Origin of the sequence: Salibacterium qingdaonense, assembly GCF_900114715.1 — a bacterium.
Classification (GTDB): Bacteria; Bacillota; Bacilli; order Bacillales; family Marinococcaceae; genus Salibacterium; species Salibacterium qingdaonense.
In genome coordinates, this window is sequence record NZ_FOTY01000010.1 from 33,110 (window position 1) to 53,168 (window position 20,059).

Annotated in this window: 21 protein-coding genes and 1 riboswitch; of the genes, 2 read left to right on the top strand and 19 right to left on the bottom strand. The window is 46.5% G+C overall.

The window, feature by feature from the left end:
* Nucleotides 1-11: 11 nt before the first annotated feature.
* From der to prsW, 13 genes are all read right to left on the bottom strand, one after another.
* Nucleotides 12-1,325 carry a ribosome biogenesis GTPase Der gene (gene der / locus BM058_RS09545; protein WP_090926809.1) on the bottom strand — a complete coding sequence of 438 codons (1,314 nt, stop codon included), beginning with the start codon at nt 1,323-1,325 and terminating at the stop codon, nt 12-14.
* 151 nt (nt 1,326-1,476) lie between these two features.
* Nucleotides 1,477-2,076 (bottom strand): YphA family membrane protein, encoded by a 600-nt coding sequence (locus BM058_RS18945; RefSeq protein WP_090926810.1) that lies wholly within the window; start codon nt 2,074-2,076, stop codon nt 1,477-1,479.
* A 60-nt stretch (nt 2,077-2,136) separates the two neighbouring features.
* Nucleotides 2,137-3,198, bottom strand: coding sequence for a type 2 isopentenyl-diphosphate Delta-isomerase (fni, locus tag BM058_RS09555; RefSeq protein ID WP_090926811.1), 1,062 nt, complete (start codon nt 3,196-3,198; stop codon nt 2,137-2,139).
* Nucleotides 3,199-3,210: 12 nt separating this feature from the next.
* Nucleotides 3,211-4,365: a 30S ribosomal protein S1 gene (gene rpsA / locus BM058_RS09560; protein WP_090926812.1), complete on the bottom strand. Its 1,155-nt coding sequence runs from the start codon at nt 4,363-4,365 to the stop codon at nt 3,211-3,213.
* Nucleotides 4,366-4,465: 100 nt separating this feature from the next.
* The gene (locus tag BM058_RS09565) at nt 4,466-5,059 is read right to left on the bottom strand and encodes a lysophospholipid acyltransferase family protein (RefSeq protein WP_090926813.1); all 594 of its coding nucleotides are present in this window, start codon (nt 5,057-5,059) and stop codon (nt 4,466-4,468) included.
* The gene (gene cmk, locus BM058_RS09570; protein ID WP_090926814.1) at nt 5,056-5,733 is read right to left on the bottom strand and encodes a (d)CMP kinase; all 678 of its coding nucleotides are present in this window, start codon (nt 5,731-5,733) and stop codon (nt 5,056-5,058) included. The genes BM058_RS09565 and cmk overlap by 4 nt, the downstream gene beginning before the upstream one ends.
* Before the next feature lie 107 nt (nt 5,734-5,840).
* Entirely contained in the window at nt 5,841-6,533 is a 693-nt protein-coding gene (locus tag BM058_RS09575; RefSeq protein ID WP_177195501.1) for a flagellar brake protein, read from the bottom strand.
* Nucleotides 6,534-6,622: 89 nt separating this feature from the next.
* Nucleotides 6,623-7,972, bottom strand: a complete 1,350-nt coding sequence (gene ypeB, locus BM058_RS09580) for a germination protein YpeB (protein WP_090926816.1) — start codon at nt 7,970-7,972, stop codon at nt 6,623-6,625.
* A 15-nt stretch (nt 7,973-7,987) separates the two neighbouring features.
* Nucleotides 7,988-8,929 (bottom strand): spore cortex-lytic enzyme, encoded by a 942-nt coding sequence (gene sleB / locus BM058_RS09585; protein ID WP_177195507.1) that lies wholly within the window; start codon nt 8,927-8,929, stop codon nt 7,988-7,990.
* A gap of 324 nt (nt 8,930-9,253) precedes the next feature.
* Entirely contained in the window at nt 9,254-11,083 is a 1,830-nt protein-coding gene (locus BM058_RS09595; RefSeq protein WP_090926818.1) for a bifunctional homocysteine S-methyltransferase/methylenetetrahydrofolate reductase, read from the bottom strand.
* 30 nt (nt 11,084-11,113) lie between these two features.
* The gene (locus tag BM058_RS09600; RefSeq protein ID WP_090926819.1) at nt 11,114-12,220 is read right to left on the bottom strand and encodes a methionine biosynthesis PLP-dependent protein; all 1,107 of its coding nucleotides are present in this window, start codon (nt 12,218-12,220) and stop codon (nt 11,114-11,116) included.
* A gap of 97 nt (nt 12,221-12,317) precedes the next feature.
* Nucleotides 12,318-12,430, bottom strand: a riboswitch (SAM riboswitch).
* Between the two features lie 63 nt (nt 12,431-12,493).
* Complete coding sequence (locus BM058_RS18235) at nt 12,494-12,658, bottom strand: hypothetical protein (RefSeq protein ID WP_177195502.1); 165 nt, start codon at nt 12,656-12,658, stop codon at nt 12,494-12,496.
* 16 nt (nt 12,659-12,674) lie between these two features.
* Complete coding sequence (gene prsW / locus BM058_RS09610; protein WP_245736921.1) at nt 12,675-13,337, bottom strand: glutamic-type intramembrane protease PrsW; 663 nt, start codon at nt 13,335-13,337, stop codon at nt 12,675-12,677.
* A gap of 99 nt (nt 13,338-13,436) precedes the next feature.
* On the opposite strand from prsW, the gene BM058_RS09615 reads away from it, so the two are divergent.
* Nucleotides 13,437-14,411, top strand: coding sequence for an asparaginase (locus tag BM058_RS09615; protein ID WP_090926821.1), 975 nt, complete (start codon nt 13,437-13,439; stop codon nt 14,409-14,411).
* Here the strand turns inward: BM058_RS09615 and BM058_RS09620 are convergent.
* The 3 genes from BM058_RS09620 to BM058_RS09630 all read right to left on the bottom strand — a co-directional run bounded on the left by BM058_RS09620 (nt 14,408) and on the right by BM058_RS09630 (nt 16,860).
* A complete protein-coding gene (locus tag BM058_RS09620) occupies nt 14,408-15,397 on the bottom strand; it encodes a YpdA family putative bacillithiol disulfide reductase (protein WP_090926822.1) in 990 nt (329 codons plus the stop codon). The genes BM058_RS09615 and BM058_RS09620 overlap by 4 nt on opposite strands.
* Nucleotides 15,398-15,428: 31 nt before the next feature.
* Nucleotides 15,429-15,980, bottom strand: coding sequence for a hypothetical protein (locus BM058_RS09625; RefSeq protein WP_090926823.1), 552 nt, complete (start codon nt 15,978-15,980; stop codon nt 15,429-15,431).
* A gap of 124 nt (nt 15,981-16,104) precedes the next feature.
* Complete coding sequence (locus tag BM058_RS09630; protein ID WP_090926824.1) at nt 16,105-16,860, bottom strand: metallophosphoesterase; 756 nt, start codon at nt 16,858-16,860, stop codon at nt 16,105-16,107.
* 116 nt (nt 16,861-16,976) lie between these two features.
* On the opposite strand from BM058_RS09630, the gene BM058_RS09635 reads away from it, so the two are divergent.
* A complete protein-coding gene (locus BM058_RS09635) occupies nt 16,977-17,180 on the top strand; it encodes a hypothetical protein (RefSeq protein WP_090926825.1) in 204 nt (67 codons plus the stop codon).
* Here BM058_RS09635 and BM058_RS09640 read toward each other — a convergent pair.
* The 3 genes from BM058_RS09640 to BM058_RS09650 are packed head-to-tail and all read right to left on the bottom strand — an operon-like array spanning nt 17,175 to nt 19,949.
* Nucleotides 17,175-17,405, bottom strand: a complete 231-nt coding sequence (locus BM058_RS09640; RefSeq protein WP_090926826.1) for a hypothetical protein — start codon at nt 17,403-17,405, stop codon at nt 17,175-17,177. The two genes, BM058_RS09635 and BM058_RS09640, sit on opposite strands and share 6 nt — an antisense overlap.
* Nucleotides 17,406-17,428: 23 nt before the next feature.
* Nucleotides 17,429-18,898 carry a RecQ family ATP-dependent DNA helicase gene (locus BM058_RS09645; RefSeq protein WP_177195503.1) on the bottom strand — a complete coding sequence of 490 codons (1,470 nt, stop codon included), beginning with the start codon at nt 18,896-18,898 and terminating at the stop codon, nt 17,429-17,431.
* Nucleotides 18,885-19,949 carry a helix-turn-helix domain-containing protein gene (locus BM058_RS09650; RefSeq protein ID WP_177195504.1) on the bottom strand — a complete coding sequence of 355 codons (1,065 nt, stop codon included), beginning with the start codon at nt 19,947-19,949 and terminating at the stop codon, nt 18,885-18,887. Before BM058_RS09650 ends, BM058_RS09645 begins: the two co-directional genes overlap by 14 nt.
* Between the last annotated feature and the right edge of the window lie 110 nt (nt 19,950-20,059).

Below are 20,059 nucleotides of genomic sequence, written 5' to 3' on the forward strand. Positions count from 1 at the left end.
AATAATACCGGCTAATCGCTTTTCTTTCTTGCGATGATCTTGATGGGGGTGCCTTCAAAATGAAAAGCTTCCCGCAGCCTGTTCTCCAAATAGCGGTGATAGGAAAAATGAAGAAGATCAGGGTCATTAACAAATAAAACGATGGTCGGTGGTCCAACCGCAACCTGGGTTGCATAATTGATACGCAGGCGTCTGACCCCATCAGTCGGTGTCGGATTCATAATGACAGCATCAACAATGACATCATTAAGTACGTTCGTCGGCACCCGCAGGTTATGGTTATCGGCAGCTTCTTTCACCATTGGCAGAAGATGCTGCATGCGCTGCTTTGTAACGGCAGAGAGAAAAAGAACCGGCGCATACGGCAAAAACTGAAATCCCTCACGGATATCTTCGGTAAATCGGGACATTGTTTTATCATCTTTTTCAACGGCGTCCCATTTGTTTACGACCATCACGATGGCTCTTCCGGCGTCTTCGGCGTATCCGGCTATCTTTTTGTCCTGCTCTAGAATCCCTTCTTCTCCGTCGATAACCATCAACACGACATCCGACCGCTCAATCGCACGAAGGGCCCTCATAACGCTGTATTTTTCGGTATTTTCATACACTTTACCTCGTTTCCGCATGCCGGCGGTATCAATCACCGCATACTCCTGCCCGTCTCTTTCAAATACCGTATCGACAGCATCCCTCGTCGTTCCCGGCATATCACTGACAATGACGCGTTCTTCTCCCAGCACAGCGTTCACGAGGGAAGATTTGCCAACATTCGGCCGCCCTATGACTGCCATTCTAATGGTATCTTCTTCGTAATCGTCGCCTTCTACTTCGGGAAAATGGCGGAGAACCGCATCCAGCATGTCTCCCAGCCCCAGACCGTGTGATCCTGACACAGGATATACTTCCCCGAATCCGAGGCGGTAGAAATCGTAAATATCCATCTGCATCTCGAGGTTATCAATCTTGTTCACACCCACTACGACCGGTTTGTCCGTCCGAAACAAAAGGGAGGCTACTTCTTCGTCTGCTCCTGTCACTCCGTCGCGTCCATTAACGAGAAATACGATGACATCCGCTTCTTCCAATGCAATTTCCGCCTGGTGACGCATCTGCTGGAATAACGATCCTCCACCGACATCAATGCCGCCGGTATCAATAATATTAAATTCCTGGTTCACCCATTCTGCTTTGCTGTACACTCGGTCCCTGGTGACACCAGGAACATCCTCCACAATCGCCAGTCTTTCCCCAGCCATTCGGTTAAAAATGGTGGACTTGCCGACATTCGGGCGGCCGACGATTGCAACTACGGGTTTGGACATTGTGCTCTTTCCTTTCTTATCGTTCACATAATGTTACATTTGTTTTTCTTCATCTTTCATTCATCAACAAATCAGACCTGCAGATGAAAAGAAGCAGGCTTCTCTCTTATTAACTGCATAAAACAGCTTACTTATTGTAGCAGATGCAGACTTACCGGGGCAAACTGGATAACGTCCTGTTTTCACTACGCTTCAGCATCTTCATCCCTTTTGCCGCCGTATCATATATATGAAGCAAAAGAATCAGAAAAAGAATGATTTTCAAAAGCAAAGGGTCTCCAAGTATAACATTATCCGTTAAAGTTCTGAGGTGAATCCGGCTGAGTATCTCTCCGGAAGAACAGGCCGTTACAGCCATGGACACGCGCTCATGCAGAGATTTTCCGAACACAAAAAAAAGAACTGAAAAAATAGAAAGATAGGTGACGGAGTGTCCGAATAGAAATACCACGGGTTCGTACCATTCCGCCAGTCTTACTGCAGCAAACAAGAATGCAAAAGCTGCGGAAAAATAAAAAACTCTTCTTTTTCTATCGGACGGCAAAAGAGGGAAAATCAGCAGTCCACCGGCATACAAAAGTAAAAAGGCTGGATGAACAACGATAGAAGCTGCCTGCCACTCCATGGGGAAAAGAATAATCAATACCAGAATAAAAGCGGCGGAAGTGGTTCTGTATTTATTTTTGACTGCAAAAAAAGTCTGAATCATCCATATGTACCAAAGAATGATTAAGCAGAGAATACTATTCATTTTTTTCCTTTTTTTTAAGCAGTATAACCGTATTTAATGTTTTTAAAACAGGAAAAGCATCTACCTGTCAATCATCCTGCGGCTGTAGGATGTTGTGTCAATGCCTCTTTCAGTAAGCCATTCTTTCGTTCTTCCTTCAACAACAACCGGTACTCTTTTCAATTCGGAAATGGTAGATGCTCCTGTGGCAGCCATCACCATTTTCAGCTCATCCATACATTGATGCAGAAATGCTTCAGCCTGCTTTTGCCCCCCGCTTTTTAATGCCGAAAGAACCGTACCGGCCAGAGCAGCTGCATCTGCACCGAGAGCAATGGCTTTGGCCGCTTCCACCCCGTTACGAATTCCTCCGGAGCCTGTTATTGAAAGGGTATGTCGAACGGATGCAGCTTCTGCAATCGATGATGCTGTAGAAATACCCCATTCATCAAAAAAAGAGAGGTGCTGTTCGCGCCGTTGATTTTCAATCCTGGAGAAATTAGTGCCGCCGTGGCCGCCTACATCCACAATCGCTGCTCCGGTGTGTTCGAGTACTTTTATGTTCTCTGCACTCATTCCAAATCCTGTTTCTTTCACTATAACCGGAATGTCGAGTGCCTGGACGGTTTGCTGTATACGGTCAACAGCCCCTCTGAAGTCGCGGTCACCTTCAGGCATCACAAGTTCCTGAATAACATTCAGATGAATTTGAAGGGCATCAGCTTCAAGCATCTCTACAGCTTTCACCGCGTGCTCCGGTGTCAGTTCACTACCCAGGTTCGCAAATACACGACCGTTTGGATAATTAGCACGCACCGTTTCAAACGTGTACCGCTCCTGTTCATCTATGACAGCTCCCATCTGGGACCCCACAGCCATAGCTGCACCCGTTTCGGCGGCAGCCAGGGCCAGAGAACGATTAATGTATTCTGTCTCTGATCCACCGCCTCCGGTCATCGCATTAATAATAAACGGCGAACTTAAAGAAAGTCCGCCGATTATTACAGATACATCGATTTCCGAAACAGAAGTTTCAGGTAAGCTGTTATGAACGAAACGGATGTCATCCAGACTGTTCCAGGAAGGCATTCCTGTAGATAAAGCGTATTGAATGTGATCCTTTTTCCGATCAGATCTTGTCACGCTACCCGGCTCCTATTCCTTATACTTTTTGAGTTGATCTCCAATCATATCTCCAAGTGAGAATCCGGAATGATCTTCCTCCGGTGCTTCATACTCTTCCTGAACTTTTGGATTAGGAGTATCTTCTCTTTCAAGTTCCCGAATGCTGAGGGAGATACGTTGTTCAGCCGGATTAATGTCCAGTATTTTCACGTTAACCGCCTGACCTTCTTCCAGTACTTCACTTGGTGTTCCGATATGACGGTTGGCAATTTGGGAAATGTGAACAAGACCTTCCACTCCGGGAGCAACTTCAACAAAAGCTCCGAAAGATACAAGACGTTTAACCTGTCCCTCGATAATGTCGCCTGCTTCCATCTGTCCATCAATTGTTGTCCATGGTCCCGGAAGCGTCTCTTTAATGGAGAGCGAAACCCGCTCGCTTTCCGAATCTACTGCAAGAATCTTGACGTCAATTTCATCGCCCTCATTCACAATTTCTCCCGGTGATTCTACTCTGTGATGAGCCATCTGGGAAATGTGAACAAGGCCGTCTACGCCGCCGATATCTACGAAAGCGCCAAAATCAGTGAGACGCTGCACGGTGCCTTTAACAACATCACCGACCTGAAGATTTTCCAGCAGCTCTTTCTTCTGCTGATCAGCTTCATCATCCAGCACCGCCCGCTGGGAAAGAATGAGCTTGTTGTCTTCCGGATCGATTTCAGCAATTTTCAGGCGCAGGGTACGGCCTTTGTAATCACTGAAGTCTTCCACAAAGTGGCGTTCCACAAGAGAAGCAGGGATAAATCCGCGGACGCCGAGATCAACAACCAGACCTCCTTTTACTACTTCCGCTACTTCTGCTTCGAGAATGTCACCGTTATTGAACTTTTCCTGGAGTTCTCCCCAAGCTTTATCAGCGAGTGCTGCGCGGCGCGAAAGGACCAGTTCATCATCTTCAACTTTCGTCACCTTGCACTGCAGTTCATCATCTTCCTGCAGGATGTCGTCCACTTTTTCCACGTGAAGACTGGACAACTCACTTATCGGAATAACAGCATCCACTTTATAACCTGCATCCGCATAAGCCTGTTTTTCTTCCACTTTGGTGATTTTCGCGTTTACGATATCACCAACATGCAGTTCATTCATTCCGGCCATCTCATTATTCATTTCGTCAACCATTGACTTCTGCCTCCTTCACTGTCCTCAGGGAACTTCAAACTAAATATTTTTTAAATTCTTTCGGAAGAAAGAATTTGTTCCTGTGTTAACGCGCAGGTTATTACCCGCTTTTTTCCATATGTTCTTTTTTAAGACCACGGATCTGCTCCATGATCGTTTCGGTGGCCTCCGCAGCATCCGCCTTTTTCTCACGCATAGAGTCCATATCCACCGGTGGTCCGTAAATGATTGTTATACGGCCGAACAGCTTATAAGACCCGACGATGACAACAGGAACGACAGCGGCTTTTGACCGCAGGGCAAAAAAGCCTGATCCTGCAAGCCCGCTTCTGATTTCCCCCGTCCTACTCCTTGTACCCTCAGGAAAAAGGCACAAAACATGTCCTTCTTCAAGAAGTCCAAGGCCTTTTTTCAACGCCCGCCGGTCACTGCTCCCACGCTTCACCGGAAAAGCTCCAACCCTTGTCAGAACAGCGTTTACCAGCTTTTTTTCAAACAGTTCCTCTTTCGCCATAAAGGTCATGGAGCGTGACATAAACGATCCAAGCAGTGTAGGGTCAAGATTGCTGATGTGATTAGAGCATAAAAGAACAGGGCCTGTTTCCGGAATGTTCTCCCGGCCTACGACACGGACTCTCATAAACAGAGAAAAAAACGTGCGGAATAATGCTCTCCCAATACGGTAAAGGCTCATATCTCATGAATCCTTTCCCTGGCCATTTCACATATCTCAGCCGCCGCCTCTTCAGCGGATAGGTCTGTCGTATCAACCTTGACAGCGTCATCAGCCTGGACGAGTGGAGAAATGTCTCTGCCTGCGTCTTTTTCATCCCGGGCTTGAATGTCTTTCATCATCATCTGGAGATCAGAAGATATTCCCTTTTCCACATTCTCAAGATGACGCCGTCTCGCCCGTTCTTCAACTGAGGCGGATAAAAAAACTTTCAACTCCGCGTGTGGAAGAACTGTAGTACCGATGTCACGACCGTCAAGAACAGCTCCACGATTCTGTGCCAGTTCCTGCTGTTTTTTTACCATCTGCCTGCGCACTTTTGCGTGGGCCGAAACATCCGATACGGCAGCGGTTACGTCATTGGAGCGGATCGCAGAGGTTACTTCCTCTCCATCTACGAAGACCCTGTTCCCTTCCGGGGATGGCAACAGTTCAATATCTGTCTTTTTTAATAACACGGAAATCCCTTCTTCATCCTGAATATCCACGTTATGATGAATAGCATTCCAGGTTAATGCCCGGTACATCGCACCGGTGTCGATGTAGACATATTGTAATTGTGAGGCTGCGGTTCTTGCCACTGTACTTTTTCCGGCCCCGGCAGGGCCATCAATTGCGATGTTAATCTTGTTCATAGAGCACCTCGATGTTACAATATGTACTTCTTTGCTGTGAACAATGGATAGTACCATTGCTGGTGGTAACATTCTTAGATTATCATATCACAAAGCGTTGAACAAATCTAATGATTCCGGCTGTTTATGTGTTTTCGTGCCTGAAGCTGCTGTTCGAAACAATACTTAATTATCAGCTGTCTATCTCCATCACTTATATTATCAAACCGCAGAGAACATCTGTCTTTGGCCGCACCTTCTGCCTCCATAATCCGCACGACACTACAGGAAAGATGCAGGTAATGTATACCACCTTCGGCCGTGTGCAGTACCACCCATGCGTTAATCATATCCTCTTGATTTAGTCCATGGCCGGCGGGCAATAAGACAGCCATACCTCCTCCACTGATGTCGATTGTGGAAGAAACAAACGGGAGAACTTCTGATTTCTGCGGATATACAGCAGCATCAAGCGCCGTGTTAATTCTAACATAATTTCTTCGTTGAACCCTGATGTAGCAGTCTCTTCCAGGGTCGGTCAACAGAATGGATCTTACCTGCCCCTGTTTTCTTCCCTTCACTTCCGTTTCAAATGTGTACACTGCTTCATCTTTTCCAATAAACCAGGCGCTGAGCTCCACCCCTTCCAAAAAAAACCCGGTCCGTCCGGTTTCAGCGTTGACGGGGGGATCCACGACAAAAAGGCCGTTATCATAGTCAATCAGTTTACAACGGTACGTTTTGACTTCCGAACTGCCCCGCTCCAGAGACGCATGTACCTCTTCAAGTTCAAGATGGATGGTATCACCGATATTTATCATATATTGCCCTCCCTGTAACGGTGCTTCCAGTAATAACGGGAAAAGAAGAAGCATTCATGCTTCTTCTTTGAACGTTTCCCATATTTCTCTTACATGGTATCATATACCGGTTCGGCATGCTTCATTTTTTCCACTTTTTCTTCTTTTCCAGTTTCCGCATTTATATAAATGGTGTAGGTGTCATTATTAATGGTCCCAAAAAACTCGTAGCAGAATACTTCATCACCGTTTTCTGTTTCAATAACCGCTTTCTGTCGTTCTTTCACTTCTACTTTCGGATTTAGTTTCTGTTCGGCTTCCCCTTCGGTTATTGCCGGCTTCAGGGTTCCGCGTTCTTTTTTATTGATTAGATGTTCAGCTCCCTTAAAGCCGACAATTTCCCCGTCATCAAGTGCAGCCTCCACATAAACCGTCTCCGGATATATCTTCACCCCATTGATGACAGGTGCGAATTGAAAGGTACCGATGGAATCATACTGATTCCCTTCCATCATCTCCATATTCTTAAAACCATTTCGTTCCAGAAACGCATGGGCTTTCTGCGAGGCTTTATTCAAGCTGATTTCCTGTTCATCTACCGGTCTCGCCTGTAAGAACCAGAGAGGATGTCCACCCTTTTTTGTCATATCCATGTAAATAATGTCTTCGCCTTCGGGTTCTTCCATCGTCATCGTATAACCTTCGTATGCTGATCCCGGCTCAAGCTCTGATATTTCCACTTTCATGGAATCGGGGATTTGTAGAAATTGTTTTGCTTTTTTTGCTGCCTGTTCTTTGTTGATTGGTTTCCCTTCTATTTTCTCAGCTATCTGTTTATCAACAGCAGGATGGATTGGATCGTCAGGAGCAGCGCCTGATTCTCTGAATCCTTTTGCCTTGCCGTCGATCGTCTGAAAACCATTTGCAATGGAATTATCCATTGGACTTCCGTTTTCTGCCATCGTTTCTTCCGCTTCTGTCCATTTTAACTGATTTTTAAGAGAAGAAGCTTGTAATCGGCGCAGGTCGTTTTTAATTTCACCGGACTGCTCATAATATCGTTGAAGCTTCTCATATTCTTTGCTGGATAAAGGTTTTTGGCCAAGATCCCGCACCGTTGTTTCATAACTGAAATCTCCTATTTTATTCAGCAGTTCCTCCGTATCATGAAGAGCCATCATACCAATTGGAAGCTGTCCTAATTCACTGCGCGCCATCTCAGAAATCCTCCACACTTCAGCGAGGGAGCCTGACAGTTGATTTTTTGAGTTCATTGCAAGCGTCGTGCCGACTTTGTCCTGAAGCTCGTCTAAATGAAAGGTTAAATCGTGAAAGGCGCGTTGGTAGTTATTCTCGTTTTCGATCCGGAGTGCCTCATTCTGCTCTGCCTGACCGGCCCCCCAAAATCCGGTACTGATTAAAGCCACTCCCAGAACTCCTATAATGATGTTACGTATCACCGTTTTTCACCTCCACTATTTACTGAATTTGTGCTTTCCTATTGTTTTTATTGTTTCCCGGCTGAAAATCCAGTCCGAGGTAGCTGTGACCGGATTATAGTAATAAATCGCCCCTCCGGAAGGATCTTGTCCGTTAACAGCATCCAACACAGCTTTACGGGCTTCTTCATTTGGTTCCATGTAAATCTGGCCGTCGGCTACAGCCGTGAAGGCTCTTGGTTCAAAAATGACCCCGGACGCCGTGTTTGGAAAAGAAGAACTCTCCATACGGTTGATAATAACCGCTGCTACAGCGACCTGTCCTACATAAGGTTCACCTCGCGCTTCACCGTAAACGGCATTAGACATAATTTGAATGTCATTTTCAGAATAGCCGTCTGGCACATTCATGGCTTTTTGAATATTAGCCTTATTGGATTGGTTTTCGTCTACACTGCCATTGCTATCGCTGCCTTCCCCTTTCTGATTATCCCGTTCTTTCCCTGTCTGGCCGTTTCGCTGGGTATTCCGCTGATTTTGCTGCGGACCGCCGTTTTCTTCCTTTTTCCGGGGCTGCTCTTGTTCCTGCTTACTGTCCGCACTTCCTTTCGGCCCTTTTTCGATCTTATCGGGGGTGCCTCCGTAATGCGTGAAGTCCCTCCCCTCTTCAAGTGCCTTTTTAACAAACGCTTCGTTATATTCAGTGGATTTCTCGAGCATTGCTTTCATGTCCGGACCGACCAGTCCATCAACATCCATTCCGAATTCCTCTTGATAATTTCTTACCGACCAGTACGTACCCCATCCAAACACACCATCTATCGTGCCTTCATAAAAACCGTTATACTGAAGTCTTGACTGAAGTTCCACTACATCGTCTCCGGAGGCACCTTTTTGAACAATCTGATCGGAAAATGCTTCTGCCTGCCGGACAGGAAAGGCCGTCAGAATGATACCGGCGAGCATTATTCCCGCCATCCGTTTCCGGGCTTTTCTGTTAGTCATTTCTTTGCTGAACCCCCTTCTTTGCTGTCACTTCATGCCGGTTATGGTTATTTTCTTCCCACCTGCACTTTTTATACATTCCTATCCGGCGTGTAACATTTATTTTGTAAAACCGCTTCTTCTGTATGCTCACAAACATCCTTTCCCGTGCAGGGACACGTTTCCTTTCATTCAAACTCAACAATCCATTTTCCCTATGAAAAAAAGTTCCGGACGATTCAACATTGAATCGTCCGGAACTTTTTAGTTCATCATGGTTTTGTCCAGTCTCTTCGTGCTTACAGCTGCTGGAACTTTTTAATTTGTATTATTATTTTCGCGTACATACGCTGTTAATTCTGCCGTAATATCATAACGCAGGAATGGTGTTATTAAATACACTCCATGAAAATACCGCAGAGATTCGTCAATCAGTTCTTTGGAAATGGCGATCCCTTCTGCCTGCGCCGCTTCACGATCTTCCCCGCATGCTGCCATTCTTGATCTAATTCCATCTGTCAGCTGGATTCCGGGAACTTCATTATGGAGAAACTCAGCATTTCTACTGCTGACAAGCGGCATTATCCCTATATAGATGGGAACAAAAAGATTTTTCACTTCTTCATATATGTTTTCAAACTGATCTTTTCCATACACCGGCTGTGTCATAAAATAATCCGCCCCGGCTTCGATCTTTTTTTCCAGTCTCTGTGCTGCTTTATGCAGATTTCTCACATTAGGATTAAAAGCAGCGGCGACGGTGAATGATGTTTTTTCACCTAGAGAATTACCGGAATACGAACGACCCTCATTCATTTCCTTTATCAAGGTAATAAGCCTGGTGGAATTCATGTCATATACGGATGTTGCCCCTGGAAAGTCGCCGACTTTGGATGGATCTCCGGTCACAGCAAGGATATCCTGAATCCCCATCGTATGCAGACCGAGTAGATGAGACTGCAGGCCGATCAGGTTCCGGTCCCTGCACGTAAGATGCAAAAGCGGACGCGCTTTTGTTCTGTTCTGCACAGCGGCCGCCATTGCCAAATTATCAATCCTCGGGCTCGCAAGAGAGTTATCCGCCATCGTTACTGCATCTGCTCCTGCCTCGTGGAGCGCTTTTGCACCGTGTATGAACTTTTCCGTAGCAAGTTTTTTCGGAGGATCAAGCTCTACAATCACCGACGGCCTGTCGCGATTCACTACATCAAGCCGCTGTTTCGGTGGATGGATCCGTGACGCAGCCGGAATTTCCCGGGCAGGCTCCGGTACAGTTTCCTTCTCTGTGATCGGCATGGTGTTTTTTACCGCCTCTGCCGTCCAGGCAATGTGATCCGGGGTCGTGCCGCAGCATCCTCCGATAATATTAACACCTTCATTTTTAAGATCAAGTGCCCTCTGGTAAAAGTACTCCGGGTTGGACTGATACACGAACCGGCCGTCATCAAGATTGGGCAGACTGGCATTTGGATAAGCGGAAAAATACATTTCTTCCATTAAAGGAACGTGTTCAAACGACTGTACCAAATGATATGGACCCATCCTGCAGTTCAGTCCAGCCACTTCAGCTCCCGCTCTTTTCAGTTCCTGAAATACCTCAGTGACCGGAGTACCTCCGTGCATAACGCCAACGTCCCCTAGAGCAGCCTGGGCAATGACCGGCACGTCAGTCATACTCCGCAGCAGCCGTACCGTTTCCAAAAGTTCCTGCCAATCATAAAAGGTTTCGAGGATGAAGACATCCGGACTTTCTTCCACCAGGGTTTGGATCTGCCTCCGGTAGGATTCACCGATTGTGTCCCTTGAAATATCGAGCGCCTGCACACCGGTTATCCCCCCTACAGTTGCTGCTGCAAAAGCGCGGGAACCGGCAGCTTCTTTTGCCAGGCGCATTCCCTGCCGGTTAATGTTTTCCACTTCCTCATCAAGTGTATATTTTTTTAGTTTTACGTCATTGGCAGCGTACGTATTCGATTGAATAACATCTGCTCCGGCATCTACGTATTCCTGATGAACCTGTTGAATAACGTCCGGTTCCGTCACATTCAGCGACTCAAACGAGCCACTGTACCCTTTATCATAAAGGTAGGTTCCCATCGCTCCGTCCCCTACCAGTACTCTTTTGTTTAACTCACTGACGATATTCAATGCCTGACACCCTTTCTGCCCGTCCCTTGATCAGGAAAGGTTGTTCAAAGCCTGGTCCAGATCAGCGATCAAATCATCTGCATGCTCTATTCCTACGGAAAAACGCAGAAGTCTGTTGCACACTCCGTTTGCCGTTCTTACTTCTTCAGGCATATCTGCATGCGTCTGGGTAGCCGGATACGTAATAAAACTTTCCACACCGCCCAGACTCTCCGCGAAGGTAATCACCTGCAGGTTCTGCAGGAGCGGATTGACCCATTCTTCATGGTCAAGGCGGAAAGAAAGCATACCACCCTGTCCCGGATAAAGCACGTCTTTGATCTTTTCATGATTCTCAAGAAAAGAAGCAACAGCTCTCGCGTTTTCTGTATGTCTCTGCATCCTTAGAGAAAGAGTTTTCATACCTCTCATCAGAAGCCAGGAATCCATCGGAGAGAGTATCGTTCCCATACCGTTCTGGAAGTCCCCGATAGTATTCCCGGTTTCTTCATCTTTTGTGACAACAAGACCTGCAATAACATCATTGTGTCCGCCCAGATATTTCGATGCACTATGAACAACGATATCCGCTCCTTCCTGCAGAGGCTGCTGCAAAAGCGGCGTATAAAACGTATTATCTACGATCAGAAGAAGATTGTACTCGCCGGCAAGCGCCGACAATGCTTTAACATCGGCCTCCTGCATCAATGGATTGGTCGGTGTTTCAATAAACAAGGCGCGTGTATTCTCATTAATAAGAGAGGCAAAATCCTCCATGTTACGGGGATCCCCGTATTGGATTTTCACGCCCCAGCGGGTCCATCCTTCTTCAAAAAGCCTGTAGGTTCCCCCGTATAAATCCTGAGAGGCCAGGACTTCATCACCATACGAAAACATCGAAAACAGAGTCTGAATAGCAGCCATTCCAGAGCTGAAAGCAAAGCCTTGCGCCCCTCCTTCCAGTTCAGCTATCGACCGTTCCAAAATATCTCTTGTTGGATTGCCCGTTCTCGAATAATCATAACCAGTCGACTCCCCAATACCACGGTGACGGTATGCAGTTGAAAAATAGACGGGTGGATTCACAGCTCCTGTCTTTTCATCGGCATTATTGCCTATCTGAACAAGGCTGGTTTCTACATGATGACGATTGCTCATTTTGTTTCACACCTTTGCCGGTAAAATATATGTAAAATAAAGAAAGACCTTCTCCCGGATAAGAAGAAGGTCTGTGTTCCAGACGGATGTTCACCTCTTCTCATCTTCCAGGTGTCCTCCACCTGTTGGACTTAGCACCGGGCCGGACCGATTCTCCGGCTGGCTGCTGAGATTTCTTCGGGCCTGTCCCTCCATCTCTCTTGATAAGAATCTGTATGACATTGTTGTTAGTAAAACCGTACACGATAACTTAAAGTTTTGCAACAAAGAATATTATTCAGGAGTTACATCAATGCGGAGATTGGATTGATTACCGCAAACGCATTGTTTGAATCCTGTTTCAAGTTCTCCTTTTTTATTCGTTCTGCCGCGGAGTACATATTTTTCCCCGCACCCGGGACAGCGCACAATAACGCGGTAGCGTGTATCAACCGCCATATTTTCCGCATCCTTTCTATGCTGTTTTTCCATCTGCCTTTTTCGTCCGCGATAACGCAAACCACCATAAAAAAAACATAAACGGAATAATAATATATACTACATTTTCGTGGATAGTCAGTAAAATGTAATCATACAAACCGTGAAGAGCAATCGGAACAATAATGGAAAGCAGCATCCACACCAAATGCCGGCGATTCCCCTGCTTTTTGGCACTTCCCATGTAATACCCCATTACAACACCGAAAAGAGCGTGACTGGACACGGGAAGAAAGGCACGGCCTATCGCCGAGTCAATACCAAGTGCCATTAAGTACATGATATTTTCAGCGGAAGCAAATCCAAGGGACAGTGCCGCTCCGTACAATATACCGTCATACCTCGTTTGAAACGGAACAAACCGGTAAACCGCAAAATAAAGAAGAAACCATTTAAAAAATTCTTCCATTGCAGCAGCACTGCCGAATGCCTTTACCCAGTCCCGGGTAAGGAGCGATTCTGCTTCCAGAGCATACTGCAGCACCATGATGGGAAATACAAGCAGTGCGCCTATCACAAAAGCTCTGATAACCTGGATGAGTGTATTGGATTCATATTCATTGCGGAGATAAAAGTAACTGAGAAGCGCAATGGCCGGCGCCAGAGCCGCTGTTATAAGCGCAATCACTTTCGCTTTCAACCCCTCTCATTCTCTTATCTTAACACGGTATTTTCAGACGGGAAAAGAGAGCTTATGATAGTATTACATTGCAGGATCAGCGAAAGGAATGATATGTATATGAAAACCATTGTTATTCTACATACCGGCGGCACAATTGCCATGCAAAAAGACACCGAAACCGGCGGATTAACGACCGGTGAGGTCAATCCTCTGCAGCAGTCCACAATCCCGGGTGCGGATACGCATCACATCATCTCGGAGGAACTTCTGCAGGTGCCTTCTCCTCATATGACGCCGGATTGCATGGTTTCTTTGTATCACGGAATGAAAGACCGGATCTATCGTTTTCAAGCTGACGGGGTTGTGATCACTCACGGTACGGATACGATGGAAGAAACCGCTTTTTTGCTTGACCTTTTTCATGACAGTGACATCCCTGTGGTAATCACGGGCGCCATGAGGTCTGAGAACGATCTGAGTCCGGACGGACCGCTTAACCTTGCCGCCGCCGTACGTACAGCAGCTGACAAACAAGCGCGCGGAGCAGGAGTACTTGTCGTGATGAATGAAGAAATTCACACCGCAAAAGATGTAATGAAAATGCACTCTTCCAACGCAGCAGCATTTCAAAGCCCGGGATCCGGTCCGATCGGACGTTTCGCAAACAACCGTATTCATTTGAATCACCGCCCTGTGCAAAGGCATCTGTTTCCTGCTGCACCGATGAATAAAAAAGTACCGCTTCTTAAAACGTACACCGGGATGGAACCGGAAGTTGTCGAACATCTTTCCTCTCTTCCCCTGGACGGCATTGTTTTGGAGGGCATGGGAATAGGAAACATCCCGCCCTCTATTACCGCTCCTGTTTATAATCTGCTTGAACGCGATATCCCGGTTGTTCTTACATCGCGGTGTCCAGGCGGTACCGTCGAGGAGGTGTACAGCTATGAAGGAGGCGGGCGCAGATTGAAGGAGGCCGGTGTCGTGTTTACAGGTGGATGGAGCGGCCCGAAAGCAAGACTAATGTTAATGGCTGCTCTTGAATTCTGCACCTCCCGGGAGGAACTCCGACAATGCTTTGAAGAAATTTAAGAATCTGTGCAGCTGTTTTTCCTAATTGATGATGCGATACGGTTCCCGTGGTGGCGCCCGTTTTCAATAAATATCTCATTGGCATCGTTTCCCGCAGCAAGCACCCCGGCAATATAAATGCCCGGCTCGTTTGTTTCCATCGTCATGGGATCGTGAACCGGGCGTCCGGTATCAGTCTCCACTTCCACTCCCATGTTCTTTAGAAAAGAATGATCGGGGTGGTACCCTGTCATCGCAAACACAAAATCAGATGCTACACTGCAGGATTGTCCATTTTTTTCGTACCTCACATGTGTGGGCGTGATCTCCTGCACTTCAGCTTCATAAACCATGTCCACTTTCTTATGACGGACCAGGGAGTAAAAATCAGGGAGAATCCACGGTTTTACAGCGCTTGAAAATTCGCTCCCCCGGTATAAAACCGTAACAAGCGCTCCTGCTGACTCAAGAGCAAGAGCCGTGTCCACAGCAGAGTTTTTTCCTCCGATGACCGTTACTTTTTTCTGGAAATAAGGGTGACTTTCCCTGAAATAATGAAAAACATGAGGATAATCCTCTCCAGGAATATCCATGATATTCGGATGATCAAAATAACCGGTTGCCACCACGATTTTTTTTGCATGATACGATGTTTTTGGCTGATTCCAGGGCTTTGTTTCCACTGCAAAATATCCGGATTCTTTCTCTACACTCTCGACCTGCTCATAGGAATGAATGCGGAGACCGCTTTTTGCTGCTACCTGACGGTAATAGACAAGCGCTTCATGACGTTTTGGTTTACGTTCGGTGGAGGGGAAAGGATATCCACCGATTTCCAGCTTTTCACTTGAACTAAAAAATGTCTGATGAAGCGGGTAATGCGAGATGGCATGAACAACGTTCTTTTTTTCTATTAACAGCGGGTCATATCCCTGCCTTTGCAAAGCGATGCCGGCCGCAAGTCCGCATGGACCCGCGCCGATTATTATTACGTTTTCCGTATTCATTGTTATTACTCCTTGAGTATATATTCCTTCTCTATCCATCGGCGAGAAACGAAATAGCATTTTTCTCCTGCAGTACAGTACCTCTTTGACGAATGGAAGCAGCGTCCAGACATGATCGTTCCCCGTACTCTTCCATAAGCATTTCCAGCTCTTGTGAAGCAGAAGCGGAACTATCTTCAAACAGCAGATAACTGAAAGGATAAAAGAAAATCAACGTCCCTCCTGTTAAAGCAATGGACCGGGCCTGCTTTGACAGCGAGATAAGATCCTCCCTTGCTGCAAACCGAAATAAAAGTTCTGACTTCCCGGGAGAGGAACGGCTGACTTTTAACTTCCGGCCTTCCTCATCCAGGCATTCAATGATAAACAACAAAACATCATCCCATGACCTGCTGATTTCTGCATGCATCTGTGCATCTTCCTCAATATTGAAATGATCGCAAATGATCTGAAACAGCACCGCAAACAACATTTCTGATTGTTCCGAAGACCAGCATTCAACCGAATTCCCCTGGTTATAAAAACGGTCCTCTTCGTGCAGACGAACCATGAGACGATCTTCCGGCAGTGTATATAATTCCATTTTTCTCCCCCTGTTCTTCCCTCGTTTCCAACATAACGCAGCTTTCTGTCGTCATCTTATTCATACACCGGGAAAGGAGTGAGAGGGGATGCCGAAAAGACCGGCCGACAAAGCATATTTTATATCAAGTGCGGGATTTCAGTTTGATGAGGTGTGTCTCAACCCGTGCACCGAGGCGCATCGGCAGCTTTGTCGTACCGAAACCGTTGCTTATCAAAAACGGAAAACCAAACCGGTATTTCCATCCACCGGGTTCACCGAGGCTCAGATTTCCAATACGTATCTGACCACCGTGGGTGTGACCGGACAGCGCTGCATCAATGCGGCCTCTGCCTTTAATATGCCACATAGCAGCAGGATCATGAAGGACGAGGAGCACCGTCTCTGTTTCCGGTATATTCTGCAGCAGCAGAGGATCCACGCTTAATGTTTTGTCACCTGCTCCTGCGACATGAATAATGCTTGCACCGATCTTCCACACATAAGTGCTGTTTTCCAGTGCTTTTATTCCTTCTTCTTTAAACAGCTGAAGAAGTTGATCCATATTTTTTTCGATATCATTATTCCCCCACACAAAGAGAACCGGCCCAATCTGTTTCAGACGTCTAAGGTTACGGCGGATTCTTGAAAAAGGCACGCCTTTCTCGAGCAGATCCCCTCCGATGATAACAAGATCCGCCTGCTGGACTTCCTTAACGAGAGACTCCGGAACGCAGCGCCTGTGGATATCGGAAATGAAAAAAATACGTTTTCCTGTGAACGCCGCCGGGAGCGACGGTACAACCAGCTCTTCCTGAACAATATTTGTCCGCCCGGCATTGAACAACATCCACAGTAAGCCGGCACCGGCACATGCCGTCACATATTTGATAAAGGCCATTCGATGATCTACCTTTCTTTTTTAAGCAGTGCTCCGTCTAAAGAAAGACATAGCTTTCTTCTGCGGGCTTCTAGTATAATGAATATACAAAAATGATGTAACGGAGGCTGTTGTACATGGATTTAACTATATTCATGACGGGGACTTCATTTTTTGGAGCAGGATTTATTATCTTATTATTCTGCCTGCTGCGGAAAAAACAACTCTTTGTCCCCTTTCTTCTTATGGGAGCAGGCGTGCTGCTGTGTTTTGCAGGGCTTGTCTTGTCATCGCCGCTCACGGATTCGGGTAATGCGCCGGTTTGGGTGAAAGTACTATAAATCAAGCCACAGCGGAGTGAGAACTGCCGCCACAACTATTATCAGGAAAATAACGAGCAGTATCCGCGCCGCGGGGAAACGTATTTTCCAATTCAATTTTTTCGATGCTTTCGAATGAGTTTCACTGCGGGGCGGGAGAGAAGTAGATTCTTTCTCCTCCAGCTCCCGGTATGCTTTGTTTTTTCTGCGGAGACTCTCCGCTTGGTCGTTATGTTTTGAGGACACAGAACTTCCCCCTTTCTCCAAGGCTACTGATGTAGAATCCATTTCAGCCTTTCTTCCCATGACAACTCCGATTCCCGCTCCTTTCTCTGCTGGTACACATGCATCGTGTATTCCCCGCAGACGTCACAGCAGGGGGTCACAATATTTTTATTATGTTCATCAAACACTTCCAGCAGTGCTGTTCTGCGGCAGCGGTCTTTCTGATGCAGCCAGTATTCTTTTTGTTTAAGTTTTTGAAGTTTCCATTCCATCCGTCTTTGTATAACAGACGATATAAAATCTTCGAGTGGCTGCGTACGTGACGATTGGTACCATTTGTGAATATAAAACTGGAGAAAACGGGCATGAACTTCCTCCAGGCCGTATCTTTCGAGAAGAAACCGGCTTGTTGTCCACTCCGGCCGGTCCGGGTCATGACTTACCATCCTGATTTCCTCCTCGGAAGGAAATTCATGCTCAAGCATTCTTCTCGGGAGCATGCCGTCGGCCGCGTCATACAGGACGAGCGAAAGACTCTGTCTGCCGTCCCGGCCTGCTCTGCCGATTTCCTGCATGAAGGACTCCATATCTTTGGAATAGTGATAGTGGATAACAAAACGAATGTTGGGTTTATTGATTCCCATCCCAAACGCATTGGTACAGCAGATAACATCTATTTCATCGTTGAGAAACTGCTGCTGCACGAGCCGCCGGTCTTCATTGCTCATCCCCCCGTGGTAGGCCGAGGTTTTCAGTCCGTTTTCCTCTCTAATAAAAGCTGCCAGTTCTTCTGCTTTAAGACGGCTGTTCACATAAATCATGCCGGGAAGCGGAAGACGGGAACATTCTTCGCGAAGCGTTTCCCGCTTTTCTTCTTCATTCTTCTTTTTCCTCACATCGATGTATATATTCGGCCGGTCCACCGAATCACAGTGTACAAGCGGATTAGTCAGCTCCAGTTTTTCGATGATATCTTTCTTTGCATCAGCGGAGGCAGTCGCCGTCAGTGCGATGCAGGGAGGATTACCGGCGAGGCGCCTGATTTCTTTAATTCTCAGATAATCTGTCCGGAATTCATGGCCCCACTGCGAAATGCAGTGAGCTTCGTCGACAGCCAGAAGAGATACATTAAGTTTTTCCAGACGGGATGCAACTTCCGGGTGCTGCAGGCTTTCCGGAGAAATATAGACAATTTTATAGTCAGCCAGGTGACGCAGAATATGCTCTTTTTCGGGTGGACTCAGGAAACTGTTGTAAGCCGCTGCCTGACGAATCCCGCTTTGTTTCAACTCCTGTACCTGGTTTTCCATCAAAGAAAGAAGAGGAGAAACAATAATCGCGGTTCCTTTTTTCCATAAAGCCGGAAACTGATAACAAAGAGACTTGCCGGACCCTGTGGCAAGCATCGCAAACACGTCTTCCCCGTTTATCACCGCTTCAATAATCTGCCTCTGCCCTTCTTTAAATGTTGTATGACCGAAATGTTTTTCCAGAAATGGTTTAAGCTTGTCCATGATCCTCTCTCCCATAAAAAGCAAGCGTCAATCGTATCGAAAAATAGTCCAGCTGTTTTGGCTGCGCGGCTTCTTTCAGCACTTTCAGCCTCTTAGTCTGTAATGCAGACGCATGATGCAGAATAAGGTTTTGATCTTCTTTCTCCACGTAATCCCCTATCGGGAAGTTGTTTTGTTCGGAAGCAATTTCGACAACATGATCTTCAATGGTGCTCATTTTCAAATTCCGCACCCGGGCGATGCGTTCCATGCCCCACCCCTCGTTCATGTAACGGAGAGTTTTTTTCGTCGTTTCTGTCAGGACATCCCGAAAAACTAGATCCGAGGCGGCCTGGTGAAGTACAGCCGACCTGTCTGCATGTTCCAGAAGAAAATGGACGGAACCAAGAAATCGGAAATAGCATTCATCTTCGCTCATTTGAAGGCGGTTTGACAATTGTGTCCACGTCAGCCCTGTCAAATGATACCCCGTCAGCCGGTTCATGAAAAGGAAGGCATCGCGCTCATCCAGTTCATCAAGCAGATTACGCAGATCATTGAACAGGATGAAAGCCGTCTGCTGTTTTTCTTCTATCGTTTTGGGCCAGTTTTTTTTCAACCAGTGCTGCACTGAAATATCTTCAAAGACCGGGAGAAAGCGGCGGTTACCTGCCAGTGTCTGGGAAAGACATTGGACAAGAAGGGCTGTTCGTTTCCAAAAAACAGCTGCGTTTTTTCCATACAGCCACCCATTAAAGACGGGAGGCCATCTATAAAACATGCGGAAATTATCATTCTGACTTCTACCCTGCTCTGTAATCATAACCCGGTTGTTATCTGAAGCAATATACCGAAGATACTGTAGTTCGTTTGTATCTTTTTCAAAATCCGTTTCTTTCCAATAAGGAAACATGCGGAAATAATAAGTTACGTTGTACCATTTAATATCCTGTATCGTCTGGGACGATTTTTTTCCTGTTAAAATGTGATAAAGCGCCTGAATGGAACGCTCCTGATTCATTCGTTCGGCAAGTAATAAAAACATCTGCCTCCGGAAGGATAAAGCCTGCACAAGTTTACCTCCTCCCCGAAAAGACACGTCAACGCCGCCGTTCATTATTACTGAAACAGCCGGGCGCAGCCGTTTTCTGCTCTGTTGAAAAGTTTACCATGAAAGCTTAG

What these genes read in the sequence shown, in the direction of transcription:
- der (WP_090926809.1), bottom strand. Translation starts at nt 1,325, where the DNA reads ATGTCCAAACCCGTAGTTGCAATCGTCGGCCGCCCGAATGTCGGCAAG.
- BM058_RS18945 (WP_090926810.1), bottom strand. Translation starts at nt 2,076, where the DNA reads ATGAATAGTATTCTCTGCTTAATCATTCTTTGGTACATATGGATGATT.
- rpsA (WP_090926812.1), bottom strand. Translation starts at nt 4,365, where the DNA reads ATGGTTGACGAAATGAATAATGAGATGGCCGGAATGAATGAACTGCAT.
- BM058_RS09565 (WP_090926813.1), bottom strand. Translation starts at nt 5,059, where the DNA reads ATGAGCCTTTACCGTATTGGGAGAGCATTATTCCGCACGTTTTTTTCT.
- cmk (WP_090926814.1), bottom strand. Translation starts at nt 5,733, where the DNA reads ATGAACAAGATTAACATCGCAATTGATGGCCCTGCCGGGGCCGGAAAA.
- BM058_RS09575 (WP_177195501.1), bottom strand. Translation starts at nt 6,533, where the DNA reads ATGATAAATATCGGTGATACCATCCATCTTGAACTTGAAGAGGTACAT.
- sleB (WP_177195507.1), bottom strand. Translation starts at nt 8,929, where the DNA reads ATGGCGGGAATAATGCTCGCCGGTATCATTCTGACGGCCTTTCCTGTC.
- BM058_RS09600 (WP_090926819.1), bottom strand. Translation starts at nt 12,220, where the DNA reads ATGAGCAATCGTCATCATGTAGAAACCAGCCTTGTTCAGATAGGCAAT.
- BM058_RS18235 (WP_177195502.1), bottom strand. Translation starts at nt 12,658, where the DNA reads ATGGCGGTTGATACACGCTACCGCGTTATTGTGCGCTGTCCCGGGTGC.
- BM058_RS09615 (WP_090926821.1), top strand. Translation starts at nt 13,437, where the DNA reads ATGAAAACCATTGTTATTCTACATACCGGCGGCACAATTGCCATGCAA.
- BM058_RS09620 (WP_090926822.1), bottom strand. Translation starts at nt 15,397, where the DNA reads ATGAATACGGAAAACGTAATAATAATCGGCGCGGGTCCATGCGGACTT.
- BM058_RS09625 (WP_090926823.1), bottom strand. Translation starts at nt 15,980, where the DNA reads ATGGAATTATATACACTGCCGGAAGATCGTCTCATGGTTCGTCTGCAC.
- BM058_RS09630 (WP_090926824.1), bottom strand. Translation starts at nt 16,860, where the DNA reads ATGGCCTTTATCAAATATGTGACGGCATGTGCCGGTGCCGGCTTACTG.
- BM058_RS09635 (WP_090926825.1), top strand. Translation starts at nt 16,977, where the DNA reads ATGGATTTAACTATATTCATGACGGGGACTTCATTTTTTGGAGCAGGA.
- BM058_RS09645 (WP_177195503.1), bottom strand. Translation starts at nt 18,898, where the DNA reads ATGGACAAGCTTAAACCATTTCTGGAAAAACATTTCGGTCATACAACA.